This window comes from Paenibacillus solanacearum, assembly GCF_910593845.1.
GTDB lineage: Bacteria > Bacillota > Bacilli > Paenibacillales > NBRC-103111 > Paenibacillus_G > Paenibacillus_G solanacearum.
Window position 1 is genome coordinate 83,175 of record NZ_CAJVAS010000013.1, and the last position, 20,776, is coordinate 103,950.

The following is a 20,776-nucleotide window of genomic DNA, read 5'->3' on the forward strand; positions in this document are numbered from 1 at the left end:
CACATGAGCGAAGAACAGCAGACGATCGCTGAACCGTTCAAAACCGCGCGGGAGGCGGTGGACTGGGTTGTCCGGTTCATCCCGCTCGTCGGCATCAAGCCGGGTCTGGAGCGGATGGAGCAGCTGATGGAGCGGCTCGGCAATCCGCACCGGCGGTTGAAATTCATTCATATCGCCGGCACGAACGGTAAAGGCTCCGTGTGCGCCTATTTGACCGAAGTCATTCGGCAGTGCGGCTATGATGTGGGGACGTTCACGTCCCCTTATATCGAAAAGTACAACGAGCGTATTCGTCTGAACGGGGAAAACATCTCCGACGACGACTTGCTGCGAATCATTAACAAGGTGAAGCCGATCGTCGACGAAGTGGCTGCGGAGCACGGCCAGCCGTCGATGTTCGAAATTTCCACGGTCGTTGCCATCGAATATTTTGCGCGAACCGCTTATCCCGACTTTGTCGTATGGGAGACGGGCATGGGAGGCCGGCTGGATTCGACCAACGTCGTGACGCCGCTCGTCTCGGTTATTACGAATATCGGCCACGACCATATGGATATACTCGGCGATACGCTGGAAAAGGTCGCTGCGGAAAAAGCGGCGATCATTAAAGCGGGCGTGCCGGTCGTCAGTGCGGCGGAGCAGCCGGGAGTCATCGAGGTGATCGAGCAGACGGCCAAAGCGAAAAACAGCACGCTGTATTTGATGGGGCGCGAGTTCCGCTATACGATGAAGTCCTCCAAAGAAAACGAACAAGTTTTCGATTTCGAAGGCGTATTTCGGCCTATGCCCGAAATGACCATCTCGATGAACGGACCGCATCAGCCGAAAAACGCTGCGGTGGCGCTGATGACCATCGAAGTGCTGCGTCAGTATTACGCTTTTATCGTGGAAGACGAGGATTTGCTTCGGGCGATGAAAGCGGCCCAATGGCCGGGACGAATGGAAATGATCCAGCAGCAGCCGCGGCTTCTTATCGACGGAGCGCACAATCCGGAAGGGGCGCAAGTGCTCACGGCTGCGCTCAAAGATACGTATTCGTATAAAAGGCTTCATTTGATGATGGGAATGCTCGCGAATAAGAATCATACGGAGTATTTCAGGCATATACTGCAGGTAGTGGATACACTGATCCTTACCGAACCGGATTGGCTGAAAAAAGCGTCCGCCGCAGAGCTCGCCGAGCTGGCCGGCAAGCTGCTGGAGGAAATGGGCCGCGAAGATGTAAACGTCATCGTGGAGCCGGACTGGAAAGCGGCATTGGAGCTGCTCAAGGGCATGACGGAACAGGAAGACTTGGCAGTGGTCACCGGCACGTTATATTTGATAGGGGATGTTCGTTCCCGGATCAATCATCAATCCGATTCTGAAAAAGGCTGGTGAAACGAGCGTGAATACATCGGAGCACATCCATTTTATCGGCATCGGCGGGTACGGCATGAGCGCGATCGCCAAGGTCATGCTGGAAATGGGGTACCAGGTTTCGGGGTCCGATCTGGCGCAGCAGGAACTGACGGAGAAGCTGGCCGCCAAAGGCGCGCAGGTTTATATCGGACATGAAGCGAAAAACGTGAAAGGGGCGGACGTCGTCGTCTATTCTACCGCGTTGTCGAAAGATAACGTAGAAATGGTAGCGGCGGAAGAGCTGAACATTCCGATTTTGCATCGGTCTCAAATGCTGGCCCGATTAATGAATGCCAAGAAGGGGATCGCGGTGGCCGGGGCGCACGGTAAAACGACGACCTCTTCCATGATTGCGCTTGTTCAGGAACGTTGCGGGCTTGATCCGACCTATCTGATCGGCGGCGAAATTATGAATGTGGGCAGCAACGCCAAAGCGGGAAAAGGCGAATGGGTCGTGGCCGAGGCGGATGAGAGCGACGGTTCGTTCCTGCAATACCAGCCTGCCATCGCGCTTGTCAACAATATCGAAGCGGACCATCTGGAATATTACGACAGCAGCTTTGAAAATTTGAAAAAAGCGTACGGGCAATTTTTAAGCCAGGTGAAAGAGGACGGCAAGGCGGTCGTATGCAATGACGACGCTCATCTGCGGGACATGATTCCGAACATCAAGAGCGAAGTGATCACGTACGGGATTGATAACGAATCCGATTTCATGGCGCGCAGCATCGAGCTTGGCGACCGCAAAGTATCGTTTGAAGTGGTGCGAGGCGGCACCGTGCTGGGCAGCATCAGGTTGTCCGTACCGGGCCGGCATAACGTATACAATGCGCTGGCCACGCTGATTACATGTATGGAAGCGGGACTGACGTTCGAGCAGATCGCGGGCGCGATCACCGAGTTCCGGGGCGCCAAACGGCGGTTTCAAGTGCTCGGGGAAGTGAACGATATTCTTGTGATCGACGATTACGCGCATCACCCTACGGAAATCGAAGCGACGATTCAGGCGGCGAAGGCAACCGGCAAGCGGATCGTTGCCGTATTCCAGCCGCAGCGTTACACGCGGACGTATTTCCTGTTCGAGCAGTTCAGCCGCGCATTTCCGGATGCGGACGAAGTGATCATTACCGACATCTATTCGCCTGTCGGGGAGAAACAGATCGAAGGCATCAATTCCGCGAAGCTGGTGGAGCTCATTCGGCAAAACAGCAATTCGAACGTGCAGTACATCCCTGCAAAAGAACAGGTGCAAAGCTATTTGCTGGATACCGTTCGACCTGGCGATCTGGTGCTGACGATGGGTGCCGGCGACATATGGAAAGCGGCGGAAGGCTTGGCTAGAGCGCTGGAAAACGCATAGACGGTTCGGACGGGCAAGCGGGCGTGAGTCGGCCCTGCTCCGTGCAATGCACATGAACAAAGCCTCTGAGGCGCAGAACGCACATCAGGTAAGATTAGCATCGAAGTGATTGTCGATGCCCGCCTGTGCGTTCCCGCGCTCCCGGGGGCTTTTTGGCGTTGACGGACATCCGCACCCTTCAAACTTCCCGATCTTGTTCTATTTCAATTGCTAGTCTCATAGTCTAGTAATACGAAAAAGGGACAAGGGAGAGTTGGAGCAATGAACAAAGCCAAAATGACGTTTCGTTTTGATAGCGGCCGGCCGTACGGCAAGCGGGAGAGCAAACCGGAGCCGCAGGTGATTCCGCTCGACACCGCGGAATATCAGGTCGTCGGCGAAAGCCTGGAGCATGCGGAGCAAAACCGAGATACATTCACGCTGGGCGACAGCCGCTCTGCGTTCGTGAAGCCGGTTGAGCCGGTGCTGATCGATGCACAAACCTTAAACAGCTGCACGACGGATTACGGAGGCTGGCAAACCTCATTCGATACGGAAACGCAGCGCGTGGAGCACATCATTCGTTCCACCGGCGGCAGCGCGGTTGATCCGGAGAGCGGTTATATCGAACGGGAGGAACAGCCGGGCTATACCAGCCACCGGAGCGGGGGAAGGCAGCAGGAGCATCCCGATCGTCTTGATTCGCCCGAACGGCAGCCATATCCGGATCGCAGAGGCAGTCAGGACGCACGATTGGGGGAAGACGCCGTGGGACCGGATGGACTGAGGGATCACCGGTGGTATGCGCCGCCGCAGGAATCCTCGTACATCAAACAAAGCTCGGATGGCGGTTCATGGCTCAAAATAACGACTTCGGTCACCGGAGCGGTTGTGACCGGGATCGCCTTCGGATTTCTGGTGCTGTCCATGTTCTCGGGCGAGGACGAAGCGGGTAAAATCAAGCCGGGCAGCGCCGATGCCGCCGTCCGCCAAGTCCAGGGCGCGGTCAAGCAAGGGGATGCCGGTAATCAACCGGCCGCCGGCGCAGGAACCCAGGCTTCGGCGGATGCCGCAGCGGTATCGGGCGCCATTTCGAACGCGGGAGCGGCGATGGGAGGCGTCGCCGTGAATTTGCCCTCCAAATCGTACACGTTTTTGCAAGGGGGCGTCTTCAGCTCGGCGCAAGGCGCGGAGACGGAATCGGCCAACTTCAAAAAGAAAGGAATGGCGGGTGTTTACGATACCGGAGACAAGTATCCGGTCTATGTCGGCATGGCGACCAACCGTGACGAAGCGCTCGGCTTAAGCGCCCAGTTCCAGCAAAAGAAAATCGAGGTGCTGTTGAAGGCGTATGATATTCCCGCCGTGACGAAAGTGAAGTGGAATGGCAAGCAGACGGATGTGCTGCAAAATTATATGAGTCAAGGCGATAAACTCGTATCGCTCATTGCGTCGATGTCCGTGACGAGCCTGGGCAGCGCCAAACCGGGAGCGATCGACGAAAAAGCGCTGCAGACAATCAAGACGACGCACCAGAGCTGGTCGGCTTCCGCTTCCGCGGTCAGCGACGGTTTAGGCGATGCGGGGAAATCCGTTTTGCCGAAAATGAACAGCTCCTTGAATCAGGCTGTCGTTTCGCTCGACGAATACAAGAAAAATCCTTCCGCCGCCTACATGTGGCAGGCCCAAAGCTCACTCATGCAGTATATTGTCGCCGAGAAAGAGCTGCTGAAGGCGGTAGCGGTGCAGTAACATGCTGCCACCCGGTTCAGGACCTCAGTGGCGTTGGAGCGGGAGACGGCATTCCGATGCCGAGCCGGCGTCCCGCCACTTGAAGCTTAGTCAAAAGAAAGGACCTCGTCCGCCACGATTAGTGGCGGACGAGGTCCTTATGCTTTGAATTTTGACCACAACCATTGTTTCGCAGCATTCTCTGATGCAAACGAATCAAGAGAGCCGCATTCCGGTGTCGCAATGGCGTCGGCGCTGGTCAAACCTCTGAGATTTGTTTTATTTTATACGGGAGCCTATTGTTTCGTTGCGGATGCTTTCGCGGATACATACCGGTCAAGCAGCGCCGCCGCTTCGGCCCGTGTCATCGACCGTTCGGGAGCGAACTGCCCGCTCGTCACGCCGTCGACCCATCCCGCCTGCTTCAAGGCAGCGATTGCGCCGAGCGCCCAATAACCGGGCGCTACGTCGTTAAACGGCTGCTTCGCCTCCGATAACGACGGCGTCCCGGCCAGCCGCTGGAACATCGCGGCCACCTCCGCCCGGGTGACCGGGCGGTCGGGCCGCAGCGTGCCGTCGGGGTAGCCCTCCAGCACGCCGACTTTCACCGCTTTGTCGAGGGCGGTGAAAGCCCAATGCTTCGCGTTCATGTCCTTGAACGCGCCGGCCCCACGGGCCGCGGCATCGCCCGCGGCCGAGCCGCTCGCTCCGCCACCGGCGGCGGGTTGGCATCCGTCTCCGCCTTCAGCGCCGCTGCCGCCGTATACCGCGGCAGTGACCGCACGCGCGGCGGCGTCTTTGCCAGCTGCGTTGTCGCCGGCCGGGCAAGCAGCCGCGACCGATTTCGCCGCGGACAGATCGAATACGCGGTCGAGCAGCGTCATCCATTCCGCCCGCGTCAGCAACCGGTTCGGCTCGTACCGGTTGCCGATGCCGTCGACGATCTTCTTCGCCTGCAGGCGAAGGATCGATTCGCGGGCCCAATGGCCGAGCGTATCCGGGAACATGACGTTCGGCGGCAAGTACGTTTCGATGCCGTCGGCAATGCCGCGCGCCATGCTTTGGCGCACCGTGCCGTCCCCGAGCAGCGCCGCGTCGGACGGGCTCGACAAAAATGCCGTTTCCACGAGGATGCTCGGAATCGTGCCGTTCCGCACCACATAAACGGCGCTCGGAACAAGCCCGAGGTTTTCGAGGCCGGCGGCATCGACCAGATTGTCAAGAACTTTCTGTGCAAGCTCCCTGCTTTGCGGCGTCAAAGCTTTCATTTCTTCGCTGGCCGGGTAGCTCGCTTGCGGGTAATTATCGTCGTAATACAGCACCATCGCGCCCCGGGCCGACGGACTGCTGTAGGAATTGGCATGAATCGAGACGAACAAATCCGCCTTTTGAGCGTTCATAAAATCAACCCGCTGCTGCAGCGACAAGTAGATGTCGCTGTCCCGCGACATCGATACTTCGTAGCCTTCCTTGACCAGCAGATCGCGCAAGCGTCTGGCGATATCGAGATTTACTTGCTTTTCCTGCAGTCCGTTCACGCCGATCGCTCCGGGATCGGAGCCGCCGTGGCCGGCGTCGACGACAATTTTCGCGGCAGACGCCGGTCCAGGCATGATCAGTAAACTTAACGCCATGAGCGCGGTCTGCATCCAACGCTTCCGCATCCGGTTCACTCCTCTCGCATGTTCATTGTACAAGCTGTGCTCTTCGCTGTAAGCAAGCAAGTTTCTCCAACTAACGGAACAAATGGACTATGGCGCCAAAGCAAATATGATATAATAACGATTGGCATTTCTACATATTTTTTGGTTGCATTTCGAACGAAAGAGGTATGCTACATTTTGAGAAAGAATACATTCGTCCTTATCCTTATGCTGCTGATCGGCCTGGTTGCGGGAACGCTCGTAGGGCAGCTGCTCTCGCCGGTGCCGGGCTTATCGTTTTTGACCAGAGCGGTGGAGCTCACGTGGCAGCCGAAAGCGGATTTGCTTGTGATCCGCTATGACTTGAATTTATATATCCGGCTGAACTTGATCAGCTTGCTCGGGCTGGCGGCAGGATTCTGGATTTACCGTAAGCTGTAGCTTTTTAGCTTTGGAAAAGCAGACGAGCCCTGATGAACAATATTCGAAACGAGGGATCGATTTATGTCGATTGCTAGCGAAAAACCAATCATACTCGCTTCTTCGTCGCCGAGACGGCAGGAGCTGATCCGATCATTGAACCTGCCTTATGAAATCATCGTCAGTAGTGTAGACGAATCGACCGAGCCGGGACTGTCCCCGGCGGACATTGTGGAACAACTTTCCGGTCGCAAAGCGCAGGCGGTTTACGAACGTTGTAAGGCAGAAGCGCGTTATGGGAACGGCGGTGTCGTGGTAGGCTCCGATACGATCGTCGTACTGGACGGCGAAGTGCTGGGCAAACCAAAGGACGGCGAGGATGCGCTGCGTATGCTGCGCGCGCTGCAAGGACGGGAGCATGAGGTGTTCAGCGGCGTCGCGGTCATCGATATGCAGACCGGCGAGCGGCACGTTTCACATCGGAGAACGAACGTTAGAATGAAACCGCTTGATGATGAGAAAATCAGGCGCTACATCGCCACAGGCGAGCCGATGGACAAAGCCGGGTCATACGGCATCCAAGGGCTCGGCGCAACGATCGTCGAAGAAATCGTAGGCGATTATTTCAGCGTCGTCGGGCTTCCGATGTCGCTCTTGAGCGATCTGCTTGCGCGTTTTGACGTCGCTGTCTTTTGATGAAACGTCATGCTATAATGATATTTTGGATACGTGACCAGAAAGAGGGGAATGCATGGAATCGCCCAATTACACATTGCGCGATGTCCCAAACGAAGAACGACCTAGAGAACGCATGATACAGTATGGGGCGGGAGCACTAAGCAACGCAGAATTGCTAGCTATTTTGCTGCGGACAGGTACATATCAGGAATCGGCCGTTTTGTTGGCTCAGCGGCTTCTTGCTTCATCGGGCAGTCTGCGAGGATTGGCGGATATGAGCTTGGAACAGCTTACGGAGATCAAGGGGATCGGAGAAGCCAAGGCGCTGCAAATTCAAGCGGGTATTGAGCTTGGCCGCCGAATGGCGCGCAGCGCGCTCAGCGACACGGTAACGATCCGGTCGCCGCAGGACGTGGCGGCGCTGCTGACCGAGGACCTCAGGTACCTGCAGAAGGAACATTTCGTCTGTTTGTTCCTTAATACGAAAAACCATGTAGTCGGTCAGGAAACGCTGTCGATGGGCAGCCTGAACGCTTCGATCGTACACCCCAGAGAAATATTCCGCGCGGCCATCAAACGGAGCAGCGCATCAATCGTATGCGCGCACAACCATCCGAGCGGAGACCCGACGCCGAGCCCGGAAGACATACAAATGACCAAACGGCTTGTCCAGGCGGGAGACATTATCGGCATCGAGGTGCTGGATCATGTGGTTATCGGAGATCAAAAATTCGTCAGTTTGAAGGAACTTGGACTGATGTAATATAATGAGAAATAGCTGCCGATTGAAGGCTGCTTTTCTCCACGATGCCACCGCGGGCTTGGGCGCTTTCGCGCTTTAAAAGAATGCCCGGTTGTCCGGAATAATCTGGATGAGACGGTGGGATCAAGGAAATAACGGATTTTCAGGCCCTTATTTGGACACGGACTTTCATGCAATCATCCGCAAATAAGCGTCTGAAAATTTCTTGTTTCTTGAGACTCCGGTCCGGCAGCGCCATGCGGCCCGGATGCGGAACAATCAGCGCATCATGCGCCAATTACGAATGTTATGATCAACCATTCGCGTGTGTAACGCACGCCTTAAATAGGGAAGGGAGCACCCATCATGTTCGGAGGATTTACAAAAGATTTGGGAATCGACTTGGGCACAGCCAACACGCTCGTTTACGTCAAAGGAAAGGGCATTGTCGTACGCGAGCCGTCGGTCGTCGCGATTCGCACGGATACGAAGTCGATTGAAGCCGTCGGCAACGACGCCAAAAAAATGATCGGACGCACGCCGGGCAACATTCGCGCCATCCGTCCGATGAAGGACGGCGTCATCGCCGATTTTGAAACGACGTCGACGATGATCAAGTATTTCATCCGTCAGGCGCAGAAGCAGCGGCTGCTGTTCCAGCGCCACCCGAGCGTCATGGTGTGCGTGCCTTCCGGTATTACGGCCGTGGAGAAGCGCGCGGTCGAGGATGCCACACGTCAGGCAGGCGCCCGCGATGCGTATACGATCGAAGAGCCGTTCGCGGCGGCGATCGGCGCCGATTTGCCGGTATGGGAGCCGACGGGCAGCATGGTTGTCGACATCGGCGGGGGCACGACGGAAGTCGCGGTCATTTCGCTGGGCGGCATCGTGACGAGCCGTTCGATCCGCGTGGCAGGCGATGAGATGGATGAAGCGATCATCCAGTACATCAAGCGCACCTACAACCTGATGATCGGCGAACGGACCGCCGAGCAGATCAAGATGGAGATCGGCTCCGCACTGCCGATGGACCCGCCGGCCCGGCTCGAAATTCGCGGCCGCGATCTCGTGTCCGGACTGCCGAAGACGATGGCTGTTACTTCCGACGAAATTACGGATGCGCTATACGATACGGTCAACAGCATCGTCGAAGCGGTGAAAGTGACGCTGGAGAAATGCCCTCCGGAGCTGGCGGCCGACATTATGGATCGCGGCATTGTGCTGACCGGCGGCGGCGGCCTCCTGCGCAATTTGGATAAGCTGCTCGCGAGAGAAACGGGCATGCCGGTGCTCGTCGCCGAAAATCCGCTCGATTGCGTAGCGATCGGCACGGGCCGCGCGCTCGAAAACATCCACCTGTTCAAAACCAAATCCGGTCCGACAAGCAGATCCAGACGCTGACTCGTTTAGCTTCTCAGTTTGGAAGGTGTAAGCATTGAAATTACTCGGTAACAAAAGGCTGCTTATATTAATGTTCGGCCTCATTTTGTTCATTGCGCTCATGGGGCTCACCTTCGGGCGGTTCTCCATGACGTGGCCGGAAAAGTTTTTGAAGGATACGGTTTCTTTCACGCAAGGTTTGCTCTATAAGCCCGCGGGTTTTGTCGTGGGCTTGATTGAAGATATCAGAAAGATGCGTACGATGCATGAAGAGAACAAGGTGCTCCGGCAGACGCTGACCCGCTATGCGCGGGATACGGCAAGGCTGAACGATCTGGAACAGCAGAACAAACGTTTGCAGGATGCGCTGGGCTTTACGGATCGCCAAAAGCAAATGAACAATTATACGTTCCGGATCGCCGAAGTGACGGAGTTCAATCAGCAAAATAAAATGATTACCATTAACTTGGGCGAGAAAGACGGGATACGCGCCAATATGGCCGTTATGTCCGTGGATGGGCTGGTTGGCCGCGTTGTGCGCGTCTCGTCCTTCTATGCTGACGTGCAGCTGCTTACCGGGTTACAGACCGTCGTCGATTCGGCCGACAAGCTGGCGATGGAATCCAAAGCGATCGCGGTCACCGTCAAAGGCCATGAGAGCGAATCGTACGGCTTCATCGAATCGTTCAATCAGGAGACGCAGCAGCTCGTCATGACCAAGATCGAAGCGAAGGACCCGATCCAGCCCGGCGACACGATCATTACTTCCGGCAAGGGGCTTGTGTTCCCTAAAGGGATTGAGGTAGGTAAGGTTGTTGAGAAAAGGCAGGGCGATTTCGGCATCACTTATATTGCTACGGTTCAGCCGTTCGCTTCCTTTAATCACCTTCGCGAAGTATTCGTCGTCCAAGTACCGGAGCTAGGAGCAGGTGATAATGGATGAATCACATAAAAATTTGGCTCATTCTTATCGCTTTGTTTTTGCTTGAAAGCACGATCGTGCCATGGCTCATCCCCGTAGCCTGGCAAACCAAAATTATCGTTGATCCGCATTTCATCCTCGTCATCGTACTGTTCATCGGGCTGTACATGAACCGTCATACGGCGCTTATGTTCGGATTAATCTTCGGCATGCTTTACGATTTCATTCATTATTCGCCGATGCTTGGGCCGGTTTCCTTTGCAATGGGGCTCACCGGTTACTTGGCGGGGTTGATGTACGGACGGGTCTATACGAGCATCGTGATCAGCATGCTGGTCATTGCGCTCGGCAATTTATTTTACGAACTGATCATTTTCGGATTGTACCGGCTTTTTCAAGTCACGCATTCGGATATAGAATGGTTTTTTTTCCATCAAATGCTGCCCGGCATGCTCGTCAATTTGCTCTTTGCGCTGGCGATCTACGTGCCGCTTCGAAAAATGTTCGAGAGCTTGCCGCAGCCTCAGATGGAGAAGGACGAATAACTTTTTCACGCTTGCATGCAGGAGATAGGCCGTCTCAAGCCGAATTGTTTACGCTTAGGAGGTAGAAGCGTTTATGACGGCAACAGCCAAGCATCTTGTCACGATTAAAGGGGTTAAAGACGGCCTTGTGTTTCTCCTCGACGACACTTGCGAATTTGCGGAAGTGCTGGCGGAACTCAAGCATAAGCTGGAAAAAACTCATCAGCAAATATTGACCGGCCCGATCATTCACGTTCATGTGAAGCTCGGCAGCAGAGCCGTAACGGATGAGGAGAAGGACGAAGTTCGCTCGATTATTAGCCAGAAGGGCAATCTGCTCGTCCAATCCGTCGAGACGCAGGATCCGGAGCGCAAGAAGCCGGAGCATGCCTTATCGAACGTTGCGATTGTCCGCGGCATCGTCCGTTCCGGGCAAACCTCAACGCATGACAGCAATATTTTGTTTTTAGGCGACGTTAACCCCGGCGGCTCGATCGTGAGTACGGGAAGCATATATATTATGGGCTCGCTCAGGGGGATGGCGCATGCCGGGATCGACGGAGACGACCGGGCGATTATCGCCGCCTCGCATTTGCGGCCCACGCAGCTAAGAATTGCAGGTATCATCAGCCGTCCTCCCGACGAGTGGGGAACGAGCGAAGCGTATGAAGCTTATATGGAATTCGCTTACGTGAAGGACGGCGTGATGGAAATCGATAAAGTGCATCATTTGCACAAGTTCGATTGGAACCTGATCTCTTGAAGGAGAAGGAGTGAAACCTATTGGGAGAGGCAATCGTCATTACATCGGGAAAAGGAGGCGTCGGCAAAACGACGACGTCCGCCAACATCGGAACGGCACTGGCGCTTCAAGGGAAGAAGGTCGTCATGGTCGACACGGATATCGGTCTGCGCAATCTCGATGTCGTCATGGGGCTCGAAAACCGCATCATCTACGATTTGATCGATGTGGCCGAAGGCCGCTGCCGTCTTGCGCAGGCGCTTGTCAAAGACAAGCGCTTTGATGAGCTGTACATGCTCCCAGCGGCGCAGACGAAGGACAAGCATGCGATTCAGCCGGATGCGGTTCGGCAAATCGTGCTTGAGCTGAAGCGCGATTTTGAGTTCGTCATTATCGACTGTCCGGCGGGCATCGAGCAGGGGTTCAAGAACGCCGTCGCCGGAGCGGATAAAGCGATCGTCGTCACTACCCCGGAGAATGCGGCCGTGCGCGATGCCGACCGGATTATCGGCCTGCTGGAGAAGGAGCCGCAGATCGATTCGCCGAAGCTTGTCATTAACCGGATTCGCCCCAGCATGGTGAAAAAAGGCGAGATGCTGGACATCGACGAGATTTGCTCCGTGCTGGCGATCGATTTGCTCGGCATCGTGCCCGACGACGAGCAGGTCATTAAAGCGGCCAATTCCGGCGAGCCGACCGTCATGAATCCGAATTCCCGGGCGGCCATTGCCTACCGCAACATCGCCCGCCGCATGCTGGGCGATTCCGTGCCGCTCATGCAAATGGAAGAGAAGACCGGCATGCTGATCAAAATGAAAAAGTTTCTCGGAATGGGCGGCTGACGCGTCGTGCTGCACAAATTTAAAAAAGTGGACGTGCTGATCGTTGCGATCCTGATTGCACTGCTTGCGATTAGCACGGTTTTGTTGTACAGCGCTACCTTGGATTCGAACCTGCTCAAGTTTGACCCGAAAAAATTGGCCGTCATCTATTCAATTTCCTTTTTTGTATTTATTATTACCGCGGCCCTTGATTACCGGTTTCTCGTGAAGCTCGCATACTATTTATACGGCGTCGGCATATTGCTGCTGGTCGGCGTGTATTTATTCGGGGCCAAAATTAATGGCGCGAGAGGCTGGTTCGAGCTGCCGTTCGGACTCAATTTTCAGCCGGTCGAGCTGGTGAAAATATTGCTGATCATTACGATCGCCGCCTACATGGCGCGCCGCAAGGGCGAGTCATTGCAGTTTTTCCGCGATGTCGTGCCGATTGCGCTGTTCGCGATCATTCCGATCGTGCTCGTTATCATTCAGCCGGACTTGGGCAATGCGATCATACTGGGCGTGATCCTGATCGGTATGTACTGGATCGGCAACATTCGCGCCGTCTATGTCGTCGGCGGGGTGCTGCTGATCGCGGGGACCGTTTACGCGTTCCTTTATTTTTTTCAGCTGTATCATGTGCCGCTGGAAAAATATTTGGATTCCAAAGATTTGCCGACGCACTGGATTGCGCGCGTCAATACGTTCATCAATCCCGATACGGCGACGAACGACCAGAAGTACCAGGTCGTGAACTCGATCCGCGCCATCGGCTCCGGTATGCTCAGGGGCGAAGGCTATTTAAAGGGAACGTCGATCCACAGCCATTTTATACCGGTAGCCTACACTGACGCGATCTTCGTCGTAGTGGGCGAGGAATTCGGTTTTGTCGGCGCTTCCTGCCTGCTGCTGCTCTATTTCGTGCTCATTTACCGGATGATCCTCATCTCGATTTATTGCAACAATTATGCCGGCTCGTTTATTATTATCGGGGTCGTTTCGATGCTTGTGTTCCAAATTTTCCAAAATATCGGAATGATGATTGGGATCATGCCGCTTACCGGGATTACGCTGCCGTTTATTAGCTACGGGGGCACGTCGCTCATGATCAACATGATTGCGATGGGGCTCGTTATGAGCGTTCGGCTGCATGACGACAAGCTGCTCGATGAAGAATGATGCCGCGCTGTGCCGCAGCGCACGACCGGGAGCGGCACTGCTTTGCCGTTACCGTAAGATAGAGCTGTGCACCTCTTGTTCGCTAATAGCGAATGAGGGGTGTTTTTTGCGTTTGGCGGCGGATCGCGGTTTTGTTGCCTCCTTGTCCCGGACATCCCGTATATTTGCCGGTACGAGCTCATAGGATGGAGTATACAAGCCCGCGGGCAAGGAGGATATGGGATGGAAACGAAGAAAAACGTTCGCGACAGGCGCATGGAAAAAATACGCCGACTGAAAGAAGGCACAGCGGGAACCATTAATGCCGGAACACACGGCTCACATACGATGCTCCCCAGGGAAGCTGTGGGGCGGGAACGTTATCCTGAGAAACGGGATGCGATGGAAAAGGAAGAAGCGCCCAATTATCTTCGCACGGATCCCGAAGTGGAGTGGAACCGCAAATGGCAGCGCGATTTTACGGTTTACGGCAGAGATGATGAGGGACCGCCTCCCGAGCGGGGCTCCTGGAGAGGGCGTATGGGGGCGCGCATTTTGATCAGCGGTTTTTTATTCGCGGCGGTATGGCTCATGTACCAGTGGGAAGACCCGCTGGCCGATAAAGGGAGGAAGTGGGTAACCGCGTCGCTGACCGAATCGATTGACGTGGTCAAGCTGGCAGGCTGGTATGAACGAAAGTTCGGAGGAGCGCCGTCGTTCCTGCCGGCCATCAATCCGGGCAAGCATCAGGACGCCACGAAAGTGAGCGCGCTCACGAAGCATTATTTCATACCGGTGCAGGGCAAGCTAATCGCTGCGTTCACGCCAGGCCAGAACGGCGTCTTGATCGAAGCGAAACCGGGCGCGCCGGTTTCTGCGGTTGATACGGGACTGGTTTCTTTCGCGGGGAATAAAGAGGATACCGGATTCACCGTCGTTGTACGGCATACGGATGGGATCGAAACGGTGTACGGGCACTTGGATCAAGGAAAGGTGCAGCTGAACGATTGGATTAAAGGAGGGGAGACGCTCGGAACGGTAGCCAAACCGCAGGGACAAGCATCCGGCACCTTATTTTTCGCGATGGCGAAAGACGGCAAGCCCGTCAACCCGACGGACGTGATTTCCTTTGATTAAACGGCGTACAACCGCTTGGAACGTCTGGTTTGGCGTCCGGTACCGAATCCATCCGCTGTTCTCCATCGTGCTTCTGTTATCCGTGCTGACCGGCTATTTTATCGAAATCGTTACGCTGTTCGGCATTGTCCTCATTCATGAGCTGGGGCATGTGGCCGCCGCCAAAGCCTTCGGCTGGCGGGTCACCGAGGTGCAGCTTCTGCCCTTCGGCGGGGTGGCGGTTGTGGAGGAAATGGGCGGCGTCTCCGTATGGGAGGATATTGCCGTAGCCTTGGCCGGACCGCTGCAGAACGTCTGGATGATGCTGGTTGGGTGGGTGTTGACGGCGACCGGTATCCTGCCCGCGGAATGGGGTCACTACTTCATCCAAGCCAATCTGCTGATCGCTCTGTTCAACCTGATGCCGGTGCTGCCGCTGGACGGCGGCAAGGTGATGCGCGCGCTTCTCTCCTTGTGGCTTCCATACCAGAGAACGATCCATCTCGCCGCCCTTACCAGCTTGATTTTGAGCGCCGCGTTTATCGTCATGAGCGCGCTTCACGTCATGACGGCCAAAGGCGGCATTCAGTTGAACTGGCTCATGATCGGTATATTCCTGCTATTCTCCAACTGGTATGAGTTCCGCGGGCTGCCCTACCATTTCATGCGCTTTTTGCTCAACCGGGAAGCCGGCTTGAAACGGTCGTGGACCGAAGGGACGCTGGCCCGGCCGATTGTGGTGGGCGGCCGCAGACAAGTGGCGGATATTGTCAGGCTGTTTATGCGCGACCGCTACCATTTGGTGTATGTGCTTGACGACCGCGGCAGCATCAGGCATGTCGTACCCGAACGGGCGCTGCTGCAGCTGTATTTCAACGAGACGAAGCGGAGCCTTCCGTTATCCGATCTGTTCGCCGGTTAATCGCGGAGATTTTCGCCGCCGGAATGTGGTACAATATAGCCCGAGGTGTTGCTATCATGAAGCGTATTGTTGTAAAGAGCGATGAAGCGCATACGGAGGTTGCCGTTCAGGAGAACGGAAAGCTCGTTGAATACTACAAAGGCTGGCGCGATCAAGGGCAATTGGCCGGCAATATTTATATCGGCCGGGTGGTGCGGGTGCTGCAAGGTATGCAGTCCGCCTTCGTAGACGTTGGCTTGGAGAAAAATGGATTTTTGTACATTGACGATTTGCTCCCGGCGCATCTCGACAAGCAGCCGAAGACGAAACCGCCGATTCATGATCTGGTAAAAGTCGGCCAGGAGCTGATGGTTCAGGTCGTTAAGGAGCCTGTCGGAACCAAGGGAGCCCGGCTTACGACCCACTATTCCATCCCCGGCCGTTTCGGTGTGTATATGCCTTATGCCGATTACGTCGGCGTTTCCCGCAAAATCGAAAGCGCGGCGGACCGTGAACGGCTGAAGCGGTCTGCGGAACGACACTTGCGGCAGCAGGAAGGGTTTATCGTCCGAACCGCGGCGCTGGGCGAGACGGAAGAAGCGCTGGCGGCCGATCTGGAGGAACTGCGGGCGAGATGGCGGCAGTTGGAGCTGGCCGCAGAAGCGGCGGGGGACGTTCCCCGCAAAATTCATTCCGACTTGCAAATGCTGCCGAGGCTTGTTCGGGACTTGTTCCGTGACGACGTGCAGGAGCTGATCGTTGATTCCAGTGAAGTGCTTAGCGAGATCCAATCGTATATCGCCGTTCCCGGCGCCCAGCCGAGGACCGGCCGGCTTAAGCTGGAAACCGGAGCGGACTTGATGCAAACGTATGACGTCATCCGGCAGCTCGAGATCGGGCTCAAACGGAAAGTATGGCTCGATAACGGCTCGTACCTGATCGTGGACCGGACGGAGGCGCTCACGGTGTTCGATGTGAATACAGGCAAATATACGGGATCGGTCGACCTCGAGCAAACCGTATTCGATACGAATTTGGAAGCGGCACGGGAAATCGCAAGGCTTCTCCGGCTTCGGGATATCGGCGGGCTGATCATTATCGATTTCATCGATATGGAATCCGAGGACAGGCGTCAGCAAGTATTGGATGAGCTTGTGCGCGAGTCGCGAAAAGACCGGACCAAAACGGTCGTCGTCGGCTGGACGAAGCTTGGGCTGGTCGAGCTGACCCGCAAAAAAGTAAGGGACAGCATTGAGTCGACGGTGCCGGAGCCGTGTGCGACATGCGGCGGCAGCGGGCTCGTGATCCGCTAACGCGGCGACGAGCATCCATATGCTGCGGTTCGAGTGGATGAATGGTCAATAAATGAGTTGATTTTCATAGGCTACCTGTGGTAAACTGTTTTAGCGCGTGTTGCTAAGCACATGCTGTAACCGCACGAAGCGGGTAACGTTGCAATGGATACATAAGGGAACCAAATGTCAGTTGTCAACAACGTTGCAACTGCTACCTAAGGAAACCTATGTGCGTTGTCAATCTGAAGTGCTTGTCCTTTCGGTCAAGCCACCTGGCTTTAGGCGAGTCTGAGATATGAGGAGGTGCAGCAATGTACGCAATTATTGAAACAGGTGGAAAGCAATACAAAGTTCAGGAAGGCGATGTCGTTTACATCGAGAAACTGACTGCTGGCGAAGGTGAGTCCGTAACGTTTGACCGCGTGTTGGCCGTTTCCAAAGAAGGCGGTCTCGTGGTAGGCGCTCCGACCGTTTCCGGCGCTTCCGTGTCCGGTAAAGTGGAAAAGCACGGCAAAGGCGAGAAAATCATCGTTTTCAAATACAAAGCGAAGAAAAACTATCGTCGCAAGCAAGGTCATCGTCAGCCTTACACCAAAGTTGTGATCGAGAAGATCCAAGGCTAATCCATGATTCGCGCTACGATCAAACGTAGGGACGATGGACGGATAGAGCGCTTTGGCGTTGAAGGTCATGCGTTATTCGACGAATCGGGCAAAGATATCGTTTGCGCCGGCGTCTCGGCCGTGACCGTGGGCACCGTGAATGCCGTCGAGGCTTTGACCGGCCTGGAGCTGAAGACCCGCATGAAGCATGGACTGCTTCAAGTGGAGGTTCCGGCTGTGTCCGATGCGAAGACGGAAGAGAAAGTACAGCTGCTGCTCGAAGCGATGACAGTCATGCTGCAATCGATTGAACAATCGTATGGTGCATATATAAAACTGCAAGATCCAAACAAGAAGTAAGGAGGTAGACAGACATGTTGCAATTGAATCTTCAATTGTTCGCATCCAAGAAGGGTGTAGGCTCCACGAAGAACGGTCGTGACAGTATCGCGAAGCGCCTGGGCGTGAAGCGCGCCGACGGCCAAACCGTAACGGCGGGCAGCATCCTGGTTCGTCAGCGCGGTACGAAAATCCATCCGGGCAATAACGTGGGCATTGGATCCGACGATACACTTTTTGCCAAGGTCGAAGGCGTTGTGAAGTTCGAGCGTTTGGGCCGTGACCGCAAAAAAGTGAGCGTCTACCCTGCTGCCGCTGCGCCGGTAGCTGCCGCGGTAGAATTGTAATACACGTCACCGAGAACCCTGGCGAGATAACATCGCTGGGGTTTTTTTGCGTCAAACGAGCAGATCGCCATGTTTTTGCATGAACTCGACGTACCAATGCTGTCCCGGACCTAGGCAGCAAAGCCGTTATCGGCATAGGCTTGTTTCTGGAAAATATGTGTACTTCTCCATTGCGCGTGCTATACTGTTATAGATGCAATGGCAAAGCTGGGATGAGAGAGGTAAGGGAATGACGACGAATAACGATGGTCGTATGACCGAAGGGAAATCTCGGATCCAGAACGAACAAACGTTGGCCGGGGGAGAACTGCCGGAACCGTCCGATGCGGACCTTCGTTTGCTGCGCTTGTTTAACCATTACAGACATGATTGGATGAATGACCTTCAGATGGTCATGGGCTATATCCAATTGAAAAAAGTTGATAAATTATCGGATTTAATGGAAAAAATAAAAGAGAAGGTCCGCGTGGAAAGCTGCGTATCCAAGCTGGGCATTCCTTCGTTGATCGTGTACTTGTTGTCCTTCCAGGCGGAGGTGAAGGAGCTTCAGCTTCTGATCCGGCTTGAGGAGGAGATTCATCTTCATAAATACCGGCACGCAGCGGTCGCCGAGCAATGGATTATATCGGTGCTCGACAGCTTCAAGCGGGAAGCAGAAGATTCGACGGAGATGCAAAATTCGGTGATTTTGCGATTGGCCAAAGAAGCGGATGGCTTGCGACTGATAGCGGAGTACGAGGGAGCTTATGAGCCGGAACGGATGCAAGCGTCCGTGAAGAAACTGCGAAGCGGTTTGCCGGAGCGCTGCGGTGTCGGATCGGAAGCGAGCTACGGCGAAAGCCGGGTGATTTGGACCATCCATTTGACATAGCGGCATTGATACATAACGGGGTGACATGATGTTTATTGATAAAGCGAAGATTTATGTAAAAGGCGGTGACGGCGGCGATGGCCTGGTTGCGTTCCGCAGGGAGAAATACGTGCCGGAAGGCGGTCCGGCAGGAGGCGACGGCGGCCATGGCGGAGACGTGATTTTCCGCGTCGACGAGGGCTTGCGAACGCTGGTCGACTTCCGCTATCAGAAGCACTTTAAAGCGCAGCGCGGGGAAAAAGGGCGGAACAAAAGCCGGCACGGCGCCAATGCGGACGACATGATCGTCCGCGTGCCGCCGGGAACGATTGTCGTGGATGACGATACGCAGGAAGTGATTGCGGATTTGACGCGTCACGGCCAGGAGGTCGTCATTGCCAAAGGAGGCCGCGGCGGGCGGGGAAATACCCGCTTCGCCACGGCAAACAACACGGCGCCGTCCATTGCGGAGAACGGTGAGGAAGGGCAGGAGCGGTGGGTCATTCTTGAGCTCAAGGTCATGGCGGACGTCGGGCTCGTGGGCTTTCCAAGCGTCGGCAAATCGACGCTGCTGTCCGTCGTCTCCGGTGCGCAGCCGAAAATCGGCGCATATCACTTCACGACGCTGACGCCGAATTTGGGCGTCGTCGATGTCGGCGACGGCCGCAGCTTCGTCATGGCCGACCTTCCGGGCCTGATCGAAGGCGCCCATGAAGGCGTGGGGCTCGGTCATGAGTTCTTACGACATGTGGAGCGTACCCGGCTGATCATTCATGTGGTCGATATGGGGGCGACGGAAGGGCGCGATCCGTTCGACGACTGGGTCAAAATCAACGAAGAGCTGAAGCTGTATAACGCGAAGCTGGAGGAACGTCCGCAAATCATCGCGGCGAATAAAATGGACATTCCCGAAGCGCAGAAGCTGCTTGAGCAGTTCAAGGAGCGGCTGACAGAGATCGGCTTGGACATTCCGGTGTATCCGATTTCCGCGGTGTCCCGCGCTGGTGTACAGGAACTGATGTACAAGGCGATGGACCTGCTCGAAGCGATTCCGGAAGCGCCGGTAGTGGAAGAAGTGACGGAGCTGGAGGAGCGCAAAGTATACCGGCTCGAAACCGAAGAGGACGAATTTACGGTTCGCCGGGACAACGATGTGTTTATTATCGAAAGCCCGGGCATTGAAAAGCTGGTCAAGCGCACCAACTTTAGCACGCATGAGTCGGTGATGCGGTTTGCCCGCATCTTGCGCAAGAAAGGGATCGACAAAGCGCTGCGCGACCGCGGCGCCAAGGACGGTCAAACGATCCGCATCGGCGACTTCGAATTCGAGTTTGTGGAGCAGGAGTAGTTTTGGCGGACAGCATCTCGCGTTTCGCCTAAAATAAAAAAACAGCAGCGGCCTGAAGCGTAGGTCGTTGCTGTTTTTTTTTATAGCGAGGGCCGGAAGTGAACGGCAGAAGTGCGCGCAAGGGCGAAGGAGAAGCAAAGCGGCGTGCTGGCGAAGGGGCGGTGGCGTAAGCGATGAATGGCGCGTCAGACCGATGCACGGGCACGGAGAAACGAAGTCGTATAAGCAGGCGAAAGCCGGTGACGCAGGCGATGAAGGGTGCGCTGGGGTGATGGTGGGCGTCAGAAAAAACGGTGGAGAAGTTGGCCGACGATCATATGGTAGCTCTGGATGACCGAGCTGATGCTAGTGGAGCAGCTTGGAAAAAGAACAGGGCAAAAGCTGCTATTTATAGCCCCAATCCAACTCAATTCGTCAATGAAACAGCATTTTATCCATTTAATGAACCAAAACCTACTATTCGAAGGGCTTACCCTC

The 20,776-nt window shown here is 55.3% G+C and carries 21 protein-coding genes; 20 read left to right on the top strand and 1 reads right to left on the bottom strand.

What is annotated here, in order from left to right:
- Positions 1 to 3: 3 nt before the first annotated feature.
- The 3 genes from KXG62_RS16100 (at position 4) to KXG62_RS16110 (ending at position 4,492) form a co-directional block, all read left to right on the top strand.
- Positions 4 to 1,380 (top strand): bifunctional folylpolyglutamate synthase/dihydrofolate synthase, encoded by a 1,377-nt coding sequence (locus tag KXG62_RS16100; protein WP_218093013.1) that lies wholly within the window; start codon positions 4 to 6, stop codon positions 1,378 to 1,380.
- Positions 1,381 to 1,387: 7 nt separating this feature from the next.
- On the top strand, positions 1,388 to 2,761 hold the full coding sequence (gene murC / locus KXG62_RS16105; RefSeq protein WP_218093014.1) for a UDP-N-acetylmuramate--L-alanine ligase: 1,374 nt from the start codon (positions 1,388 to 1,390) through the stop codon (positions 2,759 to 2,761).
- Positions 2,762 to 3,022: 261 nt separating this feature from the next.
- Complete coding sequence (locus tag KXG62_RS16110; protein ID WP_218093015.1) at positions 3,023 to 4,492, top strand: hypothetical protein; 1,470 nt, start codon at positions 3,023 to 3,025, stop codon at positions 4,490 to 4,492.
- A 275-nt stretch (positions 4,493 to 4,767) separates the two neighbouring features.
- Here KXG62_RS16110 and KXG62_RS16115 read toward each other — a convergent pair whose 3' ends face one another.
- Entirely contained in the window at positions 4,768 to 6,135 is a 1,368-nt protein-coding gene (locus tag KXG62_RS16115; protein WP_218093016.1) for an N-acetylmuramoyl-L-alanine amidase, read from the bottom strand.
- Positions 6,136 to 6,312: 177 nt separating this feature from the next.
- On the opposite strand from KXG62_RS16115, the gene KXG62_RS16120 reads away from it, so the two are divergent.
- From KXG62_RS16120 to obgE, 17 genes are all read left to right on the top strand, one after another.
- A complete protein-coding gene (locus KXG62_RS16120; RefSeq protein WP_218093017.1) occupies positions 6,313 to 6,555 on the top strand; it encodes a DUF4321 domain-containing protein in 243 nt (80 codons plus the stop codon).
- A gap of 63 nt (positions 6,556 to 6,618) precedes the next feature.
- Positions 6,619 to 7,230 (top strand): Maf family protein, encoded by a 612-nt coding sequence (locus KXG62_RS16125; protein WP_218093018.1) that lies wholly within the window; start codon positions 6,619 to 6,621, stop codon positions 7,228 to 7,230.
- A gap of 55 nt (positions 7,231 to 7,285) precedes the next feature.
- Positions 7,286 to 7,975, top strand: a complete 690-nt coding sequence (radC, locus tag KXG62_RS16130) for a RadC family protein (RefSeq protein ID WP_218093019.1) — start codon at positions 7,286 to 7,288, stop codon at positions 7,973 to 7,975.
- Positions 7,976 to 8,320: 345 nt separating this feature from the next.
- Positions 8,321 to 9,355 (top strand): rod shape-determining protein, encoded by a 1,035-nt coding sequence (locus KXG62_RS16135; protein ID WP_218093020.1) that lies wholly within the window; start codon positions 8,321 to 8,323, stop codon positions 9,353 to 9,355.
- A gap of 34 nt (positions 9,356 to 9,389) precedes the next feature.
- Positions 9,390 to 10,277 (top strand): rod shape-determining protein MreC, encoded by an 888-nt coding sequence (gene mreC, locus KXG62_RS16140; RefSeq protein WP_246627479.1) that lies wholly within the window; start codon positions 9,390 to 9,392, stop codon positions 10,275 to 10,277.
- Positions 10,274 to 10,801: a rod shape-determining protein MreD gene (gene mreD, locus KXG62_RS16145; protein WP_218093021.1), complete on the top strand. Its 528-nt coding sequence runs from the start codon at positions 10,274 to 10,276 to the stop codon at positions 10,799 to 10,801. Before mreC ends, mreD begins: the two co-directional genes overlap by 4 nt.
- A 73-nt stretch (positions 10,802 to 10,874) precedes the next feature.
- Positions 10,875 to 11,543: a septum site-determining protein MinC gene (locus tag KXG62_RS16150; protein WP_218093022.1), complete on the top strand. Its 669-nt coding sequence runs from the start codon at positions 10,875 to 10,877 to the stop codon at positions 11,541 to 11,543.
- Between the two features lie 20 nt (positions 11,544 to 11,563).
- Positions 11,564 to 12,364: a septum site-determining protein MinD gene (gene minD, locus KXG62_RS16155; RefSeq protein ID WP_218093023.1), complete on the top strand. Its 801-nt coding sequence runs from the start codon at positions 11,564 to 11,566 to the stop codon at positions 12,362 to 12,364.
- A gap of 6 nt (positions 12,365 to 12,370) precedes the next feature.
- Entirely contained in the window at positions 12,371 to 13,522 is a 1,152-nt protein-coding gene (locus tag KXG62_RS16160) for an FtsW/RodA/SpoVE family cell cycle protein (protein WP_218093024.1), read from the top strand.
- Positions 13,523 to 13,744: 222 nt separating this feature from the next.
- Positions 13,745 to 14,638: a M23 family metallopeptidase gene (locus tag KXG62_RS16165; protein WP_218093025.1), complete on the top strand. Its 894-nt coding sequence runs from the start codon at positions 13,745 to 13,747 to the stop codon at positions 14,636 to 14,638.
- Complete coding sequence (locus KXG62_RS16170) at positions 14,631 to 15,539, top strand: M50 family metallopeptidase (RefSeq protein WP_218093026.1); 909 nt, start codon at positions 14,631 to 14,633, stop codon at positions 15,537 to 15,539. Before KXG62_RS16165 ends, KXG62_RS16170 begins: the two co-directional genes overlap by 8 nt.
- A 56-nt stretch (positions 15,540 to 15,595) precedes the next feature.
- Complete coding sequence (locus tag KXG62_RS16175; RefSeq protein WP_218093027.1) at positions 15,596 to 16,831, top strand: Rne/Rng family ribonuclease; 1,236 nt, start codon at positions 15,596 to 15,598, stop codon at positions 16,829 to 16,831.
- Between the two features lie 293 nt (positions 16,832 to 17,124).
- Positions 17,125 to 17,436 carry a 50S ribosomal protein L21 gene (gene rplU, locus KXG62_RS16180; RefSeq protein ID WP_218093028.1) on the top strand — a complete coding sequence of 104 codons (312 nt, stop codon included), beginning with the start codon at positions 17,125 to 17,127 and terminating at the stop codon, positions 17,434 to 17,436.
- A 3-nt stretch (positions 17,437 to 17,439) separates the two neighbouring features.
- On the top strand, positions 17,440 to 17,775 hold the full coding sequence (locus tag KXG62_RS16185; RefSeq protein ID WP_218093029.1) for a ribosomal-processing cysteine protease Prp: 336 nt from the start codon (positions 17,440 to 17,442) through the stop codon (positions 17,773 to 17,775).
- Between the two features lie 14 nt (positions 17,776 to 17,789).
- Positions 17,790 to 18,101, top strand: a complete 312-nt coding sequence (gene rpmA / locus KXG62_RS16190) for a 50S ribosomal protein L27 (RefSeq protein WP_218093030.1) — start codon at positions 17,790 to 17,792, stop codon at positions 18,099 to 18,101.
- A gap of 229 nt (positions 18,102 to 18,330) precedes the next feature.
- Complete coding sequence (locus KXG62_RS16195) at positions 18,331 to 18,972, top strand: Spo0B domain-containing protein (RefSeq protein ID WP_218093031.1); 642 nt, start codon at positions 18,331 to 18,333, stop codon at positions 18,970 to 18,972.
- Between the two features lie 28 nt (positions 18,973 to 19,000).
- A complete protein-coding gene (obgE, locus tag KXG62_RS16200; RefSeq protein ID WP_218093085.1) occupies positions 19,001 to 20,299 on the top strand; it encodes a GTPase ObgE in 1,299 nt (432 codons plus the stop codon).
- Positions 20,300 to 20,776: the final 477 nt, after the last annotated feature.